A 15,034-nucleotide genomic window follows, 5' to 3' on the forward strand; every position below is an offset into this window, starting at 1 on the left:
TTAGCTGACCGCGATTAATGGCCGACGAAGTTAGGTTTCCGTTTTTCTAAAAACGCATTCATCCCTTCCTGATAGTCATCGCTGTCATAAACCGCGCGGCGCATCCCCTGGATGCGTTCAAATTCATCGGAGTTCATGGTGTGCGCTTCGCCCAGCACGCGTAGTTCTTCTTTGATCACTGCAATCGCCAGCGGCGCTTTCTCCGAGATGTGGTGCGCCATTTGCAGGGTAAAATCTTCCAGCTCTTCGACAGCGACCACATGGTTGAGAATACCGACTGCTAACGCACGCTGAGCGGTGATGGGCGAGGCGGTAAAAATCAGCTCTTTGACGATATGAAATCCCGCATCGCGGGTCAGATTATGAATGCCTACCAGGTTATACGGCACGCCGAGGTTGACCGGCGTCATTGAGAAGGTGGAGGTGCTGGCAGCGATGATCAGATCGGAACTCATGATCATTTCGAATGCGCCGCCCCACACGCTGCCTTCAACCATTGAGATAATCGGTTTCGGGTATTTTTGGATCATTCGGGTGATCTGGCGCAGCGGATCGTCATACGAGAGCGGATCGCGACGCCCGGTAGGGAGTTCATGAATGTCATGCCCGGCTGAGAACACTTTGGCTCCGCTCGGTGCGCGCAGAATAATACAGCGAATTTCCTGGCGATTGAGATCGCTCAGCGCCAGCATAAGATCGTCAATAAATACTTTGCTCAGGGCGTTAAGTTTGCGGGCGTAATTAAACTCAATGACTGCGACTTTCTGGATGATGACCACGTTGACGTATTGATAAGACATAATGTTCTCTTTAATCAAAGTAATGATGTTGGATAAATTCGCTGATGTGCCGCAGACCGGTACGCGGTGAAAGGTCGTTGTTCCTGACCGACTGCAGTGTTTGCTGGAAATAGTGCTCGAAATCAGCGCGGGCAAACAGTAGGTGCAGCGCCTCTTCTTCAGCCTGTTTTTGTAACCAGTTCACCGCCTGTTGCTGGCGAACTTTTTCCAGCCGACCGCTGGTCGTAAGGCATGTTTTAAAGTCAGTGATTGCCTGCCAGATTTCCTCAATGCCGCGCTTTTCCAGTGCACTACAGGCCAGAGCCTGCGGCTGCCATTCGTCATACTTGCGGCGCAGAATGTGTAGGGCGGATTCATACATATGGCGGGCGATCGCGACGCAGGCGCGGTTTTCACCGTCGTCCTTGTTGATGACAATCAGATCCGCCATCTCCATGATCCCTTTTTTGATGCCCTGCAGATCGTCACCGCCACCGGCGATTTGTAGCGAGAGAAAGCAATCAACCATACCGGCTACTTCGGTTTCGGACTGCCCGACGCCGACGGTTTCGACAATCACCACATCGAAGCCTGCCGCTTCGCACAGCAACATTAATTCACGGGCGCGCTGGCTGGCGCCGCCTAAATGCCCGCTGGAAGGAACCGGGCGAATAAACGCCGCCTCTGCGCGCGCCAGTTCCGTCATCCGGGTTTTATCACCCAGAATGCTGCCGCCGCTGACCGGGCTACTGGGATCGACGGCGATCACCGCCACTCGCAGACCCTTACGGATCAACAACATACCGAAGGCTTCCAGAAAGGTGCTTTTTCCTGCGCCCGGCGTGCCGGTAATACCCAGACGCAGGGCATTACCGGTGAACGGCATAATGGCGTCCAACAATTGTGTACTTAGCGCCTGATGACGCGGATGCTGGCTCTCGACCAGCGTCATGGCCTGGGCGAGCGTGGCGCGCTCCCCCTGACGCAGACGGAGGACGCTATCAGCCAGCGTGGCGGTGCTAATCATGGCGCTGGCCAATGCGGGTTAATACATCACGCACGCTATCGAGCATCGGTGTACCGGGACCATAAATGGCGGCGACGCCGTGCGCCTGCAGGAAGGCGTAATCCTGCGGCGGGATAACCCCACCGGCCACTACGCAGATATCTTCGCGGCCCCAGCCTTTGAGAGCCGCTACCAGTTCAGGAATCAATGTTTTATGACCCGCCGCCAGTGAAGAGGCGCCAACCACATGCACATCGTTTTCCACCGCCAGGCGGGCGATCTCTTCCGGTGTGGAGAACATTGGGCTGAGATCAACATCGAAACCGAGATCGGAATAGGCACTGGCGATCACTTTGGCCCCGCGATCGTGACCGTCCTGACCCATCTTGGCGATCAGAATGCGCGGGCGGCGGCCATTGTCTGCCAGGAAGCGTTCGGTTTGCGCAACAATGGCGTCAAACTCGTCAGCGGATTTTTCAGACTGGTGGTAGCTTTGCGCAATCACCCCTGTGACGCACTGGCTGGGCACCAGGTAACGGTCAAAGGCTGACTCCAACGCGTCGGATATTTCACCGAGGGTGGCACGAACGCGGGCGGCATCTATCGCGGCGGCCAGCAGGTTTTCATTGTGCTGTGCCGCGTGGGTCAACGCCTTCAACGCGGCTTTCACTGCGTTGTCGTTGCGGGTCGCGCGGACATGTTGCAACGAGGCAATCTGCTCGTTGCGCACTTTCACGTTGTCAATTTCCAGCACCGTTGTGGCGTCTTCTTTATCCAGCTTGTATTTGTTCACACCGACGATGACCCGGTTACCCTGGTCGATCAGCGATTGTTCTCGTGCGGATGCTTCTTCGATCATCCGTTTAGGGAGTCCAGCTTCGATCGCTTTTGCCATTCCACCCGCGTCATCAATCTGTTTGATGATCGTGCGTGCCTGCTTAACGATCTGATCGGTCAGCGACTCGACGTAATACGATCCGGCCAGCGGATCGACGGTACGACAGATCTCCGACTCCTCCTGGATGATGATCTGCGTATTGCGTGCAATACGTGCGGAGAAATCGGTCGGCAGGCCGAGTGCTTCATCAAAGGCGTTGGTGTGTAAAGACTGAGTGCCGCCCAGGGTTGCGCCCAGCGCTTCGATGGTGGTGCGCACTACGTTGTTGTAGGGATCCTGCTCGGTCAGGCTCCAGCCAGACGTCTGGCAGTGGGTGCGCAACGCTAAGGATTTTGGGTTGGTGGCACCAAAACCGCTAACCGCCTCGCTCCACAGATAGCGCGCAGCGCGCAGCATGGCGACGTTCATAAACAGATCCATGCCAATGCCGAAGAAGAATGACAGGCGCGGGGCGAAATCATCAATTTCCAGCCCGGCGGACAGTGCGGCTTTGATGTACTCAATACCGTCTGCCAGCGTAAACGCGACTTGCTGTACGCAGTTAGCACCAGCTTCGCCCATGTGATAACCGCTGATGCTGATGGTGTTAAAGCGCGGCATATTACCTGAACACCAGGCGATGATGTCCGCGATAATTCGCATTGAGGGCTTGGGAGGATAAATGTATGTGTTACGACACAAATACTCTTTCAGGATATCGTTTTGTATTGTGCCAGTGAGCAGTTCCGGCGTTACACCTTGCTCTTCTGCCGCCACGATATAAAACGCCATCACTGGAAGTACCGCGCCGTTCATGGTCATTGATACCGACATTTTATCCAGCGGGATTTGGTCGAACAGTACCTTCATGTCTTCAACGGTATCAATTGCCACGCCCGCTTTGCCAACATCGCCCGCTACGCGTGGATTGTCCGAGTCGTAGCCGCGGTGGGTGGCAAGGTCAAAGGCGACGGAAAGTCCTTTTTGTCCGGCGGCGAGGTTGCGGCGATAAAATGCGTTAGATTCTTTGGCGGTGGAGAAACCGGCGTACTGGCGAATGGTCCACGGCTGCGCGGTATACATGGTGGCGCGGGGGCCACGAACGTAAGGCGGTAGGCCGGGGAGGGTGCCCGTCACTTCCAGGTTATCGAGGTCAGCTTCGGTATACAGTGGCTTGATGGAAATTCCTTCTGCCGTCTGTTTTACCAGCGAGTCGACGGTTTTTTCCCGCCGGCTGAGTTCTTTGTTGGCGAGTGTTTGCCAGTCCTGCATATTGGCCATTTTTTGCTCCGTATTACGCAATAAGTTGAATCTTTGCGAATACGGTGAGCTTTTTAATCTGGCTTGTCGCCAGCAAAAAATAGCCAACCGGGCGTCGTTTTTTGCCGCGTGCTGTGTATTATTTTGTGATGGGTTTCAAAGACGTGTTGGGAATAACGTGAAAAGGCGGTGGGCCGGATAAGGCGTTCACGCCGCCCTCCGGCATCAATGTAGGGATCGAGTTAGTCCTGACGCAGGACGTTATGCCCGTAGGCCAGCAGCGCGTCGGTGACGTTGCGCATCATGCGGCTTTCAGGTGCAAAGCGATGCCAGTAGAGCATCCGGCGCTGGAACAGGCCTGGCGTTAAGTCGATAAGTTCGCCGCTTTCCAGCTCTTTCTCGATTTGTAAGTGTGGGATCATGCAGCAAGTTGTGCCCTGACGTGCCAGTTGTACAAAGGCTTCAGACGAGTTGACGATATGGCACGGTACGCTGCCCGGCGGCAGATCGAAGTTTTGCTGCAGGAAGGCCTGGTGCATATCGTCGAGGTGGTCAAACGCCACCGCCGGCGCTTTCAGCAGGGCTGAGCGGGTGACGCCATTAGGGAAATAGCGTTCGGCAAAAGGCTTTGAGCCGACAAACAGGTAGTCCAGCGCGCCGAGTTTATCCACCAGACAGCTTGGCAGCGCCTGATGCTGGATACTGACCGCGCCCACCACTTCACCACGACGCAGGCGCTCCTGGGTACGCGTTTCATCTTCAACCTGCAGGTTCAGGCGAATCGGTGAATTTGCCAGCACCGGAGCCAGCGCCGGGAGTAACCATGTCGCCAGACTGTCGGCGTTGACGGCAAGGGAGAGCAGCAGCGGTGTCGAACCGGTTTGTTCATCTCCCAGCCACTCGTCTTCCAGCAGTTCAACCTGACGCAACAGCGCCAGCAGTTTTTGCCCTTGTTCAGTTGGGCGAGGCGGTACGGTACGCACCAGCAGCGGTTGTCCGAACATATTCTCAAGCTGTTTTATGCGTTGTGAAACTGCGGATTGCGTGATGCACAGCTTTTGCGCCGCGCGCTCAAATCCTCGTTCACGAATAACCGCATCCAGTGCTTGTAGTGTTCTGTAGTCCGGACGTTTCATTGCTTTGACGCACTCCTGAAATTTTTGCTTGTTCTGCACTATGACACAAATTTAGGTTGGGTAAAGACGAAATCCGCCGCTTGCGAGCGGGTGTGGGAACATTTTTCTGCACAATGTTCTATAATGCGCGTGAATTTTCCCACCATATTCACACCACAGGCGAAACGATCATGACGCAGGATGAACTGAAAAAAGCAGTAGGATGGGCGGCACTTCAGTATGTACAGCCCGGCACCATTGTGGGCGTAGGTACAGGTTCAACAGCCGCACACTTTATTGATGCGCTGGGCACCATGAAAGGTCAGATTGAAGGCGCGGTGTCCAGTTCGGACGCATCGACTGAAAAACTCAAAAGCCTCGGTATCCACGTGTTCGATCTTAACGAAGTGGACAGCCTTGGCGTTTACGTTGATGGCGCGGACGAAATCAACGGTCACATGCAGATGATCAAAGGCGGCGGCGCGGCGCTGACCCGCGAAAAAATTATTGCTTCCGTGGCGAAGAAATTTATCTGTATCGCTGATGCGTCCAAAGAAGTCGATATTCTGGGTAACTTCCCGCTGCCGGTAGAAGTGATCCCGATGGCGCGTAGCGCGGTTGCCCGTCAGTTGGTGAAGTTGGGCGGTCGTCCTGAATACCGTCAGGGCGTGGTGACTGACAACGGCAACGTGATCCTTGATGTTCACGGTCTGGAGATCCTCGACGCCGTGGCGATGGAAAATGCCATCAATGCGATTCCGGGGGTTGTGACCGTGGGTCTGTTTGCCAACCGTGGCGCGGATGTCGCACTGATCGGCACGGCGGATGGTGTGAAAACTATCGTAAAATGATCTGACGGCGAGATCTTCTGTCGTTAAAAAAATTTTGGCAGGGCAAATTTGGTGACTTGTGTCACGTTTACAATATTGTCCTGCCGATCCCTCCAAAGAAAAAGTTATCACCAGAATTTTACTCTGACATTTCTCTTTGAATGACACTTCTTCAGCACGACGACGCAAACGTTCATATTGCCGCAATATTTTTTTTTGATATGTTGAAGAGGAGGATGAAAATCCCACACACAACACATCAGATTGAACTAAAAAAAGACAGGGTCGGGGAAATGGCAAAGGTATCACTGGAGAAAGAAAAGATTAAGTTTCTGCTGGTTGAAGGTGTGCATCAAAAAGCACTGGAAAGCCTTCGTGCGGCAGGTTACACCAACATCGAGTTTCATAAAGGCGCTCTGGACACTGAACAACTGAAAGAGTCCATCCGTGATGCCCACTTCATTGGCCTGCGATCCCGTACTCATCTTACTGAAGATGTGATTGACGCCGCAGAGAAACTGGTCGCGATTGGCTGCTTCTGTATCGGCACCAATCAGGTTGATCTGGGGGCGGCGGCAAAACGCGGGATCCCCGTGTTTAACGCACCATTCTCTAACACGCGTTCCGTTGCTGAACTGGTGATTGGCGAGCTGCTGCTGCTGCTGCGCGGCGTGCCGGAAGCCAATGCCAAAGCGCACCGTGGTGTCTGGAACAAACTGGCAACCGGCTCTTTTGAAGCGCGTGGTAAAAAACTGGGGATTATCGGTTACGGCCACATCGGCACCCAGTTGGGTATTCTGGCAGAATCGCTGGGGATGCACGTCTATTTCTATGATATTGAAAACAAACTCCCGCTGGGCAACGCCACGCAGGTACAGCACCTTTCCGACCTGCTCAATATGAGCGATGTGGTTAGTCTGCACGTGCCAGAAAATGCCTCCACTAAAAATATGATGGGCGCGCAAGAGATAGCTCTGATGAAGCCTGGTGCGCTGCTGATCAACGCCGCTCGCGGAACGGTCGTCGATATTCCGGCGCTGTGCGATGCGTTAGCCACAAAACATCTGGCAGGGGCGGCAATCGACGTCTTCCCTACGGAACCGGCGACCAACAGCGATCCGTTTACGTCTCCACTGTGTGATTTCGACAACGTGATCCTGACGCCGCACATTGGCGGTTCAACGCTGGAAGCGCAGGAAAACATTGGCCTGGAAGTGGCCGGTAAACTGACGAAGTATTCCGACAATGGTTCTACGCTGTCTGCGGTTAACTTCCCGGAAGTGTCGCTGCCGCTACACGGTGGTCGTCGTTTGATGCACATTCACGAAAACCGTCCAGGCGTACTGACTGCGCTGAACCAAATCTTCGCCGAACAGGGCGTTAACATTGCCGCGCAGTATCTGCAAACCTCCGCGCAGGTGGGGTATGTGGTTATTGATATCGAGGCGGATGAAGATGTGGCGGAGAAAGCTCTGCTGGCTATGAAAGCCATTCCGGGGACAATTCGCGCGCGCATGCTGTACTGATTGATGTTAAATGGGCAGGCGGATAACCTGCCCGTACTTCCTCTTAATTCCTTTCCGCATAATCTCTTTCTGTAACTTATACATCTTGTTTTCGAGCCTTGCCGCAATTGGCAATTAAAGGCTGCGCTTTGCGTTGTACATAAATAAAAGGAACTTACGATAGGGGCGCAGCATAGTGCTGAAACGGGAAAGCCCCTACCGAAGCAGGGGCTTTAAAAAGGAAAGGGACGATGATGAGATACGTCATCATGCTGCTGATCCTGTTAATCATCGCTTGCCCAGCATATTAACAGAGAGTACGCAGGAGGGTGGTTCGCCTCCCTCGCCCTTCACCGAGGAATTTAGGTCAAAAAAACGGCGCTGTCAATCGGCAAAAAACGGCTACCATTCCCACACTTTTGACGGCGTCACCACTGCAGGTAGCGGGATATCCCACTCTTCGACCGGTAGTTTTTCGACTAATTGGCAATCATGTGCATAACCCACGGGTTGGATCTTATATTGCTGCCAGTTTTGTAGCGTGCGGTCGTAAAAACCACCGCCCATACCTAAACGTTGTCCGTCGTCGTCAAATGCCACTAACGGTGTAATCAGCACATCCAGTTTCGACAACGGTAATACGTCGCGTACATCTAGTTTAGGTTCCTGGATTTTTAACCGGTTTGTCACCAAGTCGCTGTGCGGATGATAGTGCAGAAACAGTAGGTTACCGGGACTGAACGGATGCAGTACCGGGAGATAGACGCGCTTGCCAGCACGCCACAGCTGTTCGATCAGCGGTTGGGTATCGAGTTCGCCATCAAAAGAGAGAAACACCGCCACGGTGTGGGCGAGTAAAACAGGGGGAAAGCTCAGCATTCTGCTCGCGGCCTGTTGACCGAAATCGCGCTGTTGCTCGGGGGTTAGTGCACGGCGACGTTGCCGAATCAGTTGACGAATTTCTTGCCGGGATAAAGGAAGTTCAGAAAGTAGTGTCATGGCTGTTGCCAGGTAGAAGGGAATCTCCGAGATGCCGCCGCAGGCTGTAACCCTTGAACCCTTGGTTCAAGGTGAATGTGTCGTCACAGTTTTAAGGCTTCTCGGACGAACCGAGCATGCTCACCAACCGTGGAGCGCCACATTCTTGTGGTATGAAATATCGGCTCAGGGGACTGGCCCGCTTGCAAACATCTCAGAGAAATTTTGTCTTCACGGTCACTCTACCACAGTAAACCGAAAAGTGTTATTCAAAGTTTTGGCCCGTTTTTTCGGTTATGCGACCCTGATCAAGCAACGCCTGCTCAATGGTCTGTTGTAGCATCCGAATACGTTGTTCCATGCTCGCCGCGTAGTCACGCGTCTTCGCTTTTTCCTGAGTTAATTCATAGCTGATGTTCAACGCGGCGATGAAAACCAACTGCTCAGTATTTGTGACTCTAGTGCGAACTTTCAGATCTTGCAATCGCTGATTCAGATCGTCCGCAGCCTGATTCAACGCATCTTGTTGTTCAGGCGGGCAATTCACTCGCAGTGAACGGCCAAAAATTTGGATATCGACGGGTTGTGCAGACATGCCACCTTCCTGCTGATTGACTGCGCTGCCTTCGTCTCCAGACCTTGGGTCCGCGAAGGGGCGACACTATAGCTACCCTGGTATGAACATACAAGCCCTTTTCTGGTCCACCAGGGCCCAAAGTGGTAGCATATCATGAATATCCTCCCTTTGATGACGAATGCTTATGTCTATACAGAACGAAATGCCTGGTTACACCGAAGTTAGCCAGTTTTTGAACCAACAAGGGGCTGGATTAACCCCGGCCGAAATGCACGGTTTGATCAGTGGGATGATTTGCGGTGGCAACAATGACAGCTCATGGCAGCCGCTGTTGCACGACCTGACCAACGAAGGTCTGGCCTTTGGTCATGAGCTGGCTCAGGCTCTGATCAAAATGCACGCTGCGACCAGCGATGCGCTGGAAGACGACGGCTTCCTTTTTCAGCTTTATCTGCCTGAAGGTGACGATGTCAGCGTGTTCGATCGCGCCGATGCGCTGGGCGGCTGGGTAAATCACTTTTTGCTTGGCCTTGGGGTTACACAACCCAAGCTCGACAAAGTGACCGGCGAAACCGGTGAAGCGATCGACGATCTGCGCAATATCGCCCAGTTGGGATATGACGAAGACGAAGATCAGGAAGAGCTGGAAATGTCGCTCGAAGAGATTATCGAGTACGTGCGTGTTGCTGCGCTGCTGTGCCATGACACGTTTACGCGTCAGCAACCGACTGCGCCGGAAGTTCGTAAACCGACTCTGCACTAAGAACAACAACGCCAGGGAGAGTGTCATGACTCAGCAAGAATACTTACGCCGTCGCCAGGATTTGCTGGCGCAAATGCAGCCGGGCAGCGCCGCGCTGATTTTCGCCGCTCCGGAAGCGACGCGCAGTGCGGACAGTGAATATCCGTACCGCCAGAGCAGTGATTTTTGGTACTTCACCGGTTTTAACGAGCCTGAAGCCGTGCTGGTGCTGATTAAAAGTGATGACACTCATAACCATAGCGTTTTGTTCAACCGGGTACGCGATCTCACGGCGGAGATCTGGTTTGGTCGCCGTCTGGGGCAGGATGCCGCTCCGGAGAAACTGGGCGTTGATCGGGCGTTAGCTTTCAGCGAAATCAACCAACAGCTGCATCAGTTGCTTAACGGTCTGGACACGGTGTACCACGCGCAGGGCGAATATGCCTGGGCTGATGAAATCGTGTTTAAGGCGATGGATAAGCTGCGCAAAGGCTCCCGACAGAATCTGAAAGCGCCGGCTACGATAATTGACTGGCGTCCGATGGTACACGAGATGCGTCTGTTCAAATTACCGGAAGAGATAGCGGTCATGCGTCGCGCGGGTGAAATCAGCGCGCTGGCGCATACGCGTGCGATGGAAAAATGTCGTCCGGGAATGTTCGAGTACCAGTTGGAAGGGGAGATTCACCACGAGTTTACCCGTCATGGTGCGCGTTATCCGTCCTATAACACCATCGTCGGCAGCGGCGTAAACGGCTGCATTCTGCATTACACCGAAAACGAAAGTGAAATGCGCGATGGCGATTTGGTACTGATTGACGCCGGATGTGAATACAGAGGTTACGCTGGCGACATTACGCGCACCTTCCCGGTGAACGGTAAATTTACCGCAGCACAGCGTGAAATCTACGACATCGTACTGGAGTCGTTAGAGACCAGCCTGCGTTTGTATCGTCCGGGTACGTCCATCCAGGAAGTAACGGGAGAGGTGGTGCGCATCATGATTACCGGTCTGGTAAAACTGGGCATTTTGCGTGGTGATGTCGATCAGCTTATTGCCGACAACGCGCATCGTCCTTTCTTTATGCATGGCCTGAGTCACTGGCTGGGGTTGGATGTCCACGACGTCGGTGCCTATGGTCAGGATCGCTCGCGTATCCTCGAACCGGGGATGGTGCTTACCGTCGAACCTGGGCTGTATATCGCACCGGATGCCGACGTCCCCGCAGCTTATCGCGGTATCGGTATTCGTATTGAAGATGACATCCTGATTACCGAAGACGGTAATGAAAACCTGACTGCTAGCGTAGTGAAAAAGGCGGATGACATTGAAGCCCTGATGGCTGCGGCGCGATTGCAATGAGCGTGATTATTGTTGGTGGCGGTATGGTCGGCGCGACGCTGGCGCTGGCTATTTCAGAGCTTAGCCATGGGACGCTGCCGGTCCATCTTATTGAAGCGAGCGAACCTGATACTGACCGCCATCCTGGGTTTGACGCTCGGGCGATCGCGTTGGCGGCAGGCACCTGCCAGCAGCTGGCGCGAATTGGCATTTGGCAGGCTATCGCCGATTGCGCAACCGCGATCAAAACGGTACACGTCAGCGATCGCGGCCATGCCGGATTTGTGACGCTGGATGCGCAGGAATACCGTATTCCGGCGCTGGGTCAGGTGGTGGAACTGCATGACGTCGGGCTGCGTTTATTTGCGCTGTTGCGCAAGGCGCGCGGTGTTACGCTACATTGTCCTGACCGTGTTGCCAGCGTGTCGCGTACTCAGGAACACGTTGAGGTTACGCTGGAGAATGGCAAGGTAATTACCGGCCGTGTGCTGGTAGCCGCTGACGGAACACGCTCTGCGCTGGCTAGCGCCTGTGGCGTTGACTGGCAGCAGCAGCCGTACGAACAGCTGGCTGTGATTGCCAACGTCACGACCTCTGTTCCGCATAACGGGCGAGCGTTTGAGCGCTTCACGCAGCATGGTCCGCTGGCTATGTTACCGATGTCAGATGGTCGGTGCTCGCTGGTGTGGTGCCATCCACTGGAGAAGCGTGATGAGATTATGGCCTGGTCTAACGAACAGTTTTGCCGTGAACTGCAAACAGCGTTTGGCTGGCGACTCGGCCATATTACGCAAGCGGGTAAACGCAGCGCCTATCCGCTTTCGTTAACCACTGCCGTGAAGGCGGTGACCCATCGTACCGTGCTGGTCGGCAATGCTGCACAAACGCTTCATCCGATCGCCGGACAAGGTTTTAACCTCGGCCTGCGCGATGTGATGAGCCTTGCCGAAACGCTGACACAGGCACAGTCTGCCGCCGAAGACGTGGGTGATTATGCGGTGCTGTCGCGCTATCAGCAGCGTCGCGAGACCGATCGCGAGACAACGATTGGCGTGACGAATAGCCTGGTGTATCTGTTTGCCAATCGCTGGGCCCCGCTGGTCGTTGGGCGTAATGCCGGATTGGTGGCGATGGAATTGTTTACCCCCGCGCGCGATGCGCTGGCAGAGCGGACCCTGGGGTGGGTTGCGCGTTAATGATGGTCTGTAGACCAGTAGGCCTTATCTGGCCTACGGTATTTGAACGTCCCGTTTTCAGGAGCAAACAGTGCAAAGTGTTGATGTAGCAATTGTTGGTGGCGGCATGGTAGGACTGGCGGTTGCCTGTGGCTTGCAGGGCTGCGGGTTACGCGTTGCAGTGTTAGAACAACATGTTCCGCAGCCTCTGGGGGCGGATGCACCTCCTCAGCTCCGCGTGTCGGCCATTAACGCCGCCAGCGAAAAACTGCTGACCCGTCTGGGTGTATGGTCAGATATCGTTGCCCGCCGGGCTTGCTGTTACCACGGCATGGAAGTCTGGGACAAAGATAGCTTTGGGCGCATCGAATTTGATGACCAAAGCATGGGTTACAGCCATCTGGGACATATCGTTGAAAATTCGGTGATCCACTACGCATTGTGGCAAAAGGCGCAGCAGTCGGCGGATATTACGCTGATGGCGCCAGCAGAACTACAGCAGGTGGCCTGGGGTGAGAACGACGCTTTTCTGACCCTGAAGGACGGCTCGATGCTGACCGCGCGCCTGGTTATCGGTGCGGACGGCGCGAACTCCTGGTTGCGTAACAAAGCAGATATTCCGCTGACTTTCTGGGATTACCGCCATCATGCGCTGGTGGCAACCATTCGTACCCAGGAAGCGCACGGTGCGGTTGCCCGTCAGGCGTTCCATGGGGAAGGTATTCTGGCTTTCTTACCACTGAGTGACCCGCATCTGTGCTCTATCGTCTGGTCACTCTCGCCGCAGGAAGCCGAACGCATGCAGCAGGCAAGCGTTGATGAGTTTAACCAAGCGCTGAATATCGCCTTTGATAATCGCCTGGGATTGTGTCGCGTTGAGAGTGAACGTCAGGCGTTTCCGCTGACGGGACGCTATGCTCGCCAGTTTGCCGCCCATCGTCTGGCGCTGGTGGGTGACGCGGCGCATACCATCCATCCGCTGGCTGGACAGGGAGTTAACCTCGGCTTTATGGATGCAGCGGAGCTGATCGACGAGCTTAAGCGTCTGCAACGGCAGGGCAAAGACATCGGTCAGTACCTCTATTTGCGTCGTTATGAGCGTAGCCGTAAGCACAGTGCGGCGATGATGCTGGCCGGTATGCAGGGGTTCCGCGAGCTGTTTGCCGGCGAGAATCCGGCGAAGAAACTGCTGCGTGATATTGGTCTGAAACTGGCCGATACCCTTCCTGGCGTAAAACCGAAACTCATCCGTCAGGCGATGGGGTTAAACGATCTTCCTGAGTGGTTGCGCTAACGTCCTTAAGGACAATCTTAAGAGTTTGAGACCCGTCACACTTTCCTCTCCCGGCCTGCGCGCCGGGATGCTTCTCTCATTTGAAATAATCTAATTCCACGCCTTTTTTCGCATTAGTTTTTTTAATATTACTATTTTCTCATAACGCCATTTTTTACATTTTTTCAACATTTAATATGGATTGTCGCAGGTAAGCCCCACCATTAAGTGTCATATATTCTGATTTTATGGTGATTTTTTGGTTTTTTATTCTGCCGGCGATCTGGTCATTTTTAGCCATAAGCTAATGTGATGGCTAATTTTGCCTTATGGTTTAGCGTCTGTTTCAGTGGTAAGTTCAAGACAAAGAGAACGTTTGCGTCGTAGCCCCTGGAGCGGCTGCGGTGCTGGGTTTCGTGGTGAAGATTTTGCCGCGAAAGAGTTGATAGCCCCGCTTATTCAACGAGGAAAAGATGGCTCAACAGACTCCTTTGTACGAACAACACACGCTATGTGGCGCGCGCATGGTCGATTTCCATGGCTGGATGATGCCTCTGCATTACGGTTCCCAGCTCGATGAGCACCACGCTGTCCGCACCGACGCCGGTATGTTTGATGTGTCGCATATGACCATCGTCGATCTACGCGGTAGCCGCACCCGGGAGTTCTTGCGTTATCTGCTGGCAAACGACGTCGCGAAGCTAACGAAAACCGGCAAAGCCCTTTACTCCGGTATGCTCAACGCTTCAGGCGGCGTGATAGATGACCTGATCGTCTACTACTTCACTGAAGATTTCTTCCGCCTCGTTGTAAACTCCGCCACCCGCGAAAAAGACCTCTCCTGGATTACCCAACACGCTGAACCTTACGCCATCGACATCACCGTGCGTGATGACCTGTCGATGATTGCGGTACAGGGACCGAATGCTCAGGCCAAAGCCGCCACGCTGTTTAATGAAGAGCAGCGCCATGCGGTTGAAGGCATGAAGCCATTCTTTGGTGTGCAGGCCGGTGATTTGTTTATCGCTACTACTGGTTATACCGGCGAAGCGGGCTATGAAATCGCTCTGCCAAACGAACAAGCGGCGGATTTCTGGCGTGCGCTGGTTGACGCAGGTGTACAGCCGTGTGGTTTGGGCGCGCGCGATACTCTGCGTCTGGAAGCCGGTATGAACCTGTACAGCCAGGAAATGGACGAGGGGATTTCTCCGCTGGCAGCCAACATGGGCTGGACCATTGCGTGGGAACCTGCTGATCGTGACTTTATTGGTCGCGAAGCGCTGGAAATGCAGCGTGAAAAAGGCCACGAACAGCTGGTCGGCCTGGTGATGACCGAGAAAGGCGTGCTGCGTAATGAACTGCCAGTGCGTTTCACCGATGCTTCCGGCAACCAGCATGAAGGTATTATCACCAGCGGGACATTCTCTCCAACCCTGGGTTACAGCATCGCGTTGGCGCGTGTCCCTGCGGGTATTGGCGAGACGGCGATAGTACAGATTCGTAACCGCGAAATGCCGGTAAAAGTGACTAAACCTGTTTTTGTGCGTAACGGCAAAGCCGTCGCGTAATTCATCC

The 15,034-nt window shown here is 54.1% G+C and carries 13 protein-coding genes and 1 other RNA gene; 7 read left to right on the forward strand and 7 right to left on the reverse strand.

The features are described from left to right. Window positions 1–14: 14 nt before the first annotated feature. From scpB to argP, 4 genes are all read right to left on the reverse strand, one after another. Window positions 15–800 carry a methylmalonyl-CoA decarboxylase gene (scpB, locus tag E4Z61_RS20970; RefSeq protein WP_135324396.1) on the reverse strand — a complete coding sequence of 262 codons (786 nt, stop codon included), beginning with the start codon at window positions 798–800 and terminating at the stop codon, window positions 15–17. A gap of 10 nt (window positions 801–810) precedes the next feature. Beyond that, on the reverse strand, window positions 811–1,806 hold the full coding sequence (meaB, locus tag E4Z61_RS20975) for a methylmalonyl Co-A mutase-associated GTPase MeaB (RefSeq protein ID WP_135324397.1): 996 nt from the start codon (window positions 1,804–1,806) through the stop codon (window positions 811–813). Then, a complete protein-coding gene (gene scpA, locus E4Z61_RS20980; protein ID WP_135324398.1) occupies window positions 1,799–3,943 on the reverse strand; it encodes a methylmalonyl-CoA mutase in 2,145 nt (714 codons plus the stop codon). The genes meaB and scpA overlap by 8 nt, the downstream gene beginning before the upstream one ends. A gap of 221 nt (window positions 3,944–4,164) precedes the next feature. Beyond that, the gene (gene argP / locus E4Z61_RS20985; protein WP_003825477.1) at window positions 4,165–5,058 is read right to left on the reverse strand and encodes a DNA-binding transcriptional regulator ArgP; all 894 of its coding nucleotides are present in this window, start codon (window positions 5,056–5,058) and stop codon (window positions 4,165–4,167) included. 170 nt (window positions 5,059–5,228) lie between these two features. Between argP and rpiA the strand changes: the two genes are divergently transcribed. Further along, the gene (gene rpiA, locus E4Z61_RS20990; RefSeq protein WP_136345248.1) at window positions 5,229–5,888 is read left to right on the forward strand and encodes a ribose-5-phosphate isomerase RpiA; all 660 of its coding nucleotides are present in this window, start codon (window positions 5,229–5,231) and stop codon (window positions 5,886–5,888) included. A gap of 272 nt (window positions 5,889–6,160) precedes the next feature. Continuing rightward, window positions 6,161–7,393, forward strand: a complete 1,233-nt coding sequence (gene serA / locus E4Z61_RS20995) for a phosphoglycerate dehydrogenase (RefSeq protein WP_135324400.1) — start codon at window positions 6,161–6,163, stop codon at window positions 7,391–7,393. 381 nt (window positions 7,394–7,774) lie between these two features. On the opposite strand, the gene E4Z61_RS21000 is transcribed toward serA, so the two are convergent. The 3 genes from E4Z61_RS21000 to zapA all read right to left on the reverse strand — a co-directional run bounded on the left by E4Z61_RS21000 (window position 7,775) and on the right by zapA (window position 8,945). Further along, a complete protein-coding gene (locus tag E4Z61_RS21000) occupies window positions 7,775–8,371 on the reverse strand; it encodes a 5-formyltetrahydrofolate cyclo-ligase (protein ID WP_135324401.1) in 597 nt (198 codons plus the stop codon). 19 nt (window positions 8,372–8,390) lie between these two features. Further along, a non-coding RNA gene (gene ssrS / locus E4Z61_RS21005) (6S RNA) lies at window positions 8,391–8,574 on the reverse strand. Window positions 8,575–8,615: 41 nt separating this feature from the next. After that, window positions 8,616–8,945, reverse strand: coding sequence for a cell division protein ZapA (gene zapA / locus E4Z61_RS21010; RefSeq protein ID WP_096755784.1), 330 nt, complete (start codon window positions 8,943–8,945; stop codon window positions 8,616–8,618). A gap of 166 nt (window positions 8,946–9,111) precedes the next feature. Here zapA and E4Z61_RS21015 point away from each other — a divergent pair, with 166 nt between their 5' ends. The 5 genes from E4Z61_RS21015 to gcvT all read left to right on the forward strand — a co-directional run bounded on the left by E4Z61_RS21015 (window position 9,112) and on the right by gcvT (window position 15,027). After that, a complete protein-coding gene (locus E4Z61_RS21015; protein ID WP_135324402.1) occupies window positions 9,112–9,690 on the forward strand; it encodes a YecA/YgfB family protein in 579 nt (192 codons plus the stop codon). A gap of 25 nt (window positions 9,691–9,715) precedes the next feature. Further along, on the forward strand, window positions 9,716–11,032 hold the full coding sequence (gene pepP / locus E4Z61_RS21020; protein WP_135324403.1) for a Xaa-Pro aminopeptidase: 1,317 nt from the start codon (window positions 9,716–9,718) through the stop codon (window positions 11,030–11,032). After that, window positions 11,029–12,207, forward strand: coding sequence for a 2-octaprenyl-6-methoxyphenyl hydroxylase (gene ubiH / locus E4Z61_RS21025; RefSeq protein WP_135324404.1), 1,179 nt, complete (start codon window positions 11,029–11,031; stop codon window positions 12,205–12,207). Before pepP ends, ubiH begins: the two co-directional genes overlap by 4 nt. Before the next feature lie 70 nt (window positions 12,208–12,277). Next, complete coding sequence (gene ubiI / locus E4Z61_RS21030) at window positions 12,278–13,480, forward strand: FAD-dependent 2-octaprenylphenol hydroxylase (RefSeq protein ID WP_135324405.1); 1,203 nt, start codon at window positions 12,278–12,280, stop codon at window positions 13,478–13,480. Between the two features lie 452 nt (window positions 13,481–13,932). Next, window positions 13,933–15,027: a glycine cleavage system aminomethyltransferase GcvT gene (gene gcvT / locus E4Z61_RS21035; RefSeq protein ID WP_135324406.1), complete on the forward strand. Its 1,095-nt coding sequence runs from the start codon at window positions 13,933–13,935 to the stop codon at window positions 15,025–15,027. Window positions 15,028–15,034 lie beyond the last annotated feature (7 nt).

The sequence above is a fragment of the Citrobacter tructae genome (assembly GCF_004684345.1).
In the GTDB taxonomy this organism is placed as follows: domain Bacteria; phylum Pseudomonadota; class Gammaproteobacteria; order Enterobacterales; family Enterobacteriaceae; genus Citrobacter; species Citrobacter tructae.

Bases quoted from the DNA above. Each gene is read 5' to 3' on its own strand.
- scpB (WP_135324396.1), bottom strand. From the start codon at position 800: ATGTCTTATCAATACGTCAACGTGGTCATCATCCAGAAAGTCGCAGTC.
- meaB (WP_135324397.1), bottom strand. From the start codon at position 1,806: ATGATTAGCACCGCCACGCTGGCTGATAGCGTCCTCCGTCTGCGTCAG.
- scpA (WP_135324398.1), bottom strand. From the start codon at position 3,943: ATGGCCAATATGCAGGACTGGCAAACACTCGCCAACAAAGAACTCAGC.
- argP (WP_003825477.1), bottom strand. From the start codon at position 5,058: ATGAAACGTCCGGACTACAGAACACTACAAGCACTGGATGCGGTTATT.
- rpiA (WP_136345248.1), top strand. From the start codon at position 5,229: ATGACGCAGGATGAACTGAAAAAAGCAGTAGGATGGGCGGCACTTCAG.
- serA (WP_135324400.1), top strand. From the start codon at position 6,161: ATGGCAAAGGTATCACTGGAGAAAGAAAAGATTAAGTTTCTGCTGGTT.
- E4Z61_RS21000 (WP_135324401.1), bottom strand. From the start codon at position 8,371: ATGACACTACTTTCTGAACTTCCTTTATCCCGGCAAGAAATTCGTCAA.
- zapA (WP_096755784.1), bottom strand. From the start codon at position 8,945: ATGTCTGCACAACCCGTCGATATCCAAATTTTTGGCCGTTCACTGCGA.
- E4Z61_RS21015 (WP_135324402.1), top strand. From the start codon at position 9,112: ATGTCTATACAGAACGAAATGCCTGGTTACACCGAAGTTAGCCAGTTT.
- pepP (WP_135324403.1), top strand. From the start codon at position 9,716: ATGACTCAGCAAGAATACTTACGCCGTCGCCAGGATTTGCTGGCGCAA.
- ubiH (WP_135324404.1), top strand. From the start codon at position 11,029: ATGAGCGTGATTATTGTTGGTGGCGGTATGGTCGGCGCGACGCTGGCG.
- gcvT (WP_135324406.1), top strand. From the start codon at position 13,933: ATGGCTCAACAGACTCCTTTGTACGAACAACACACGCTATGTGGCGCG.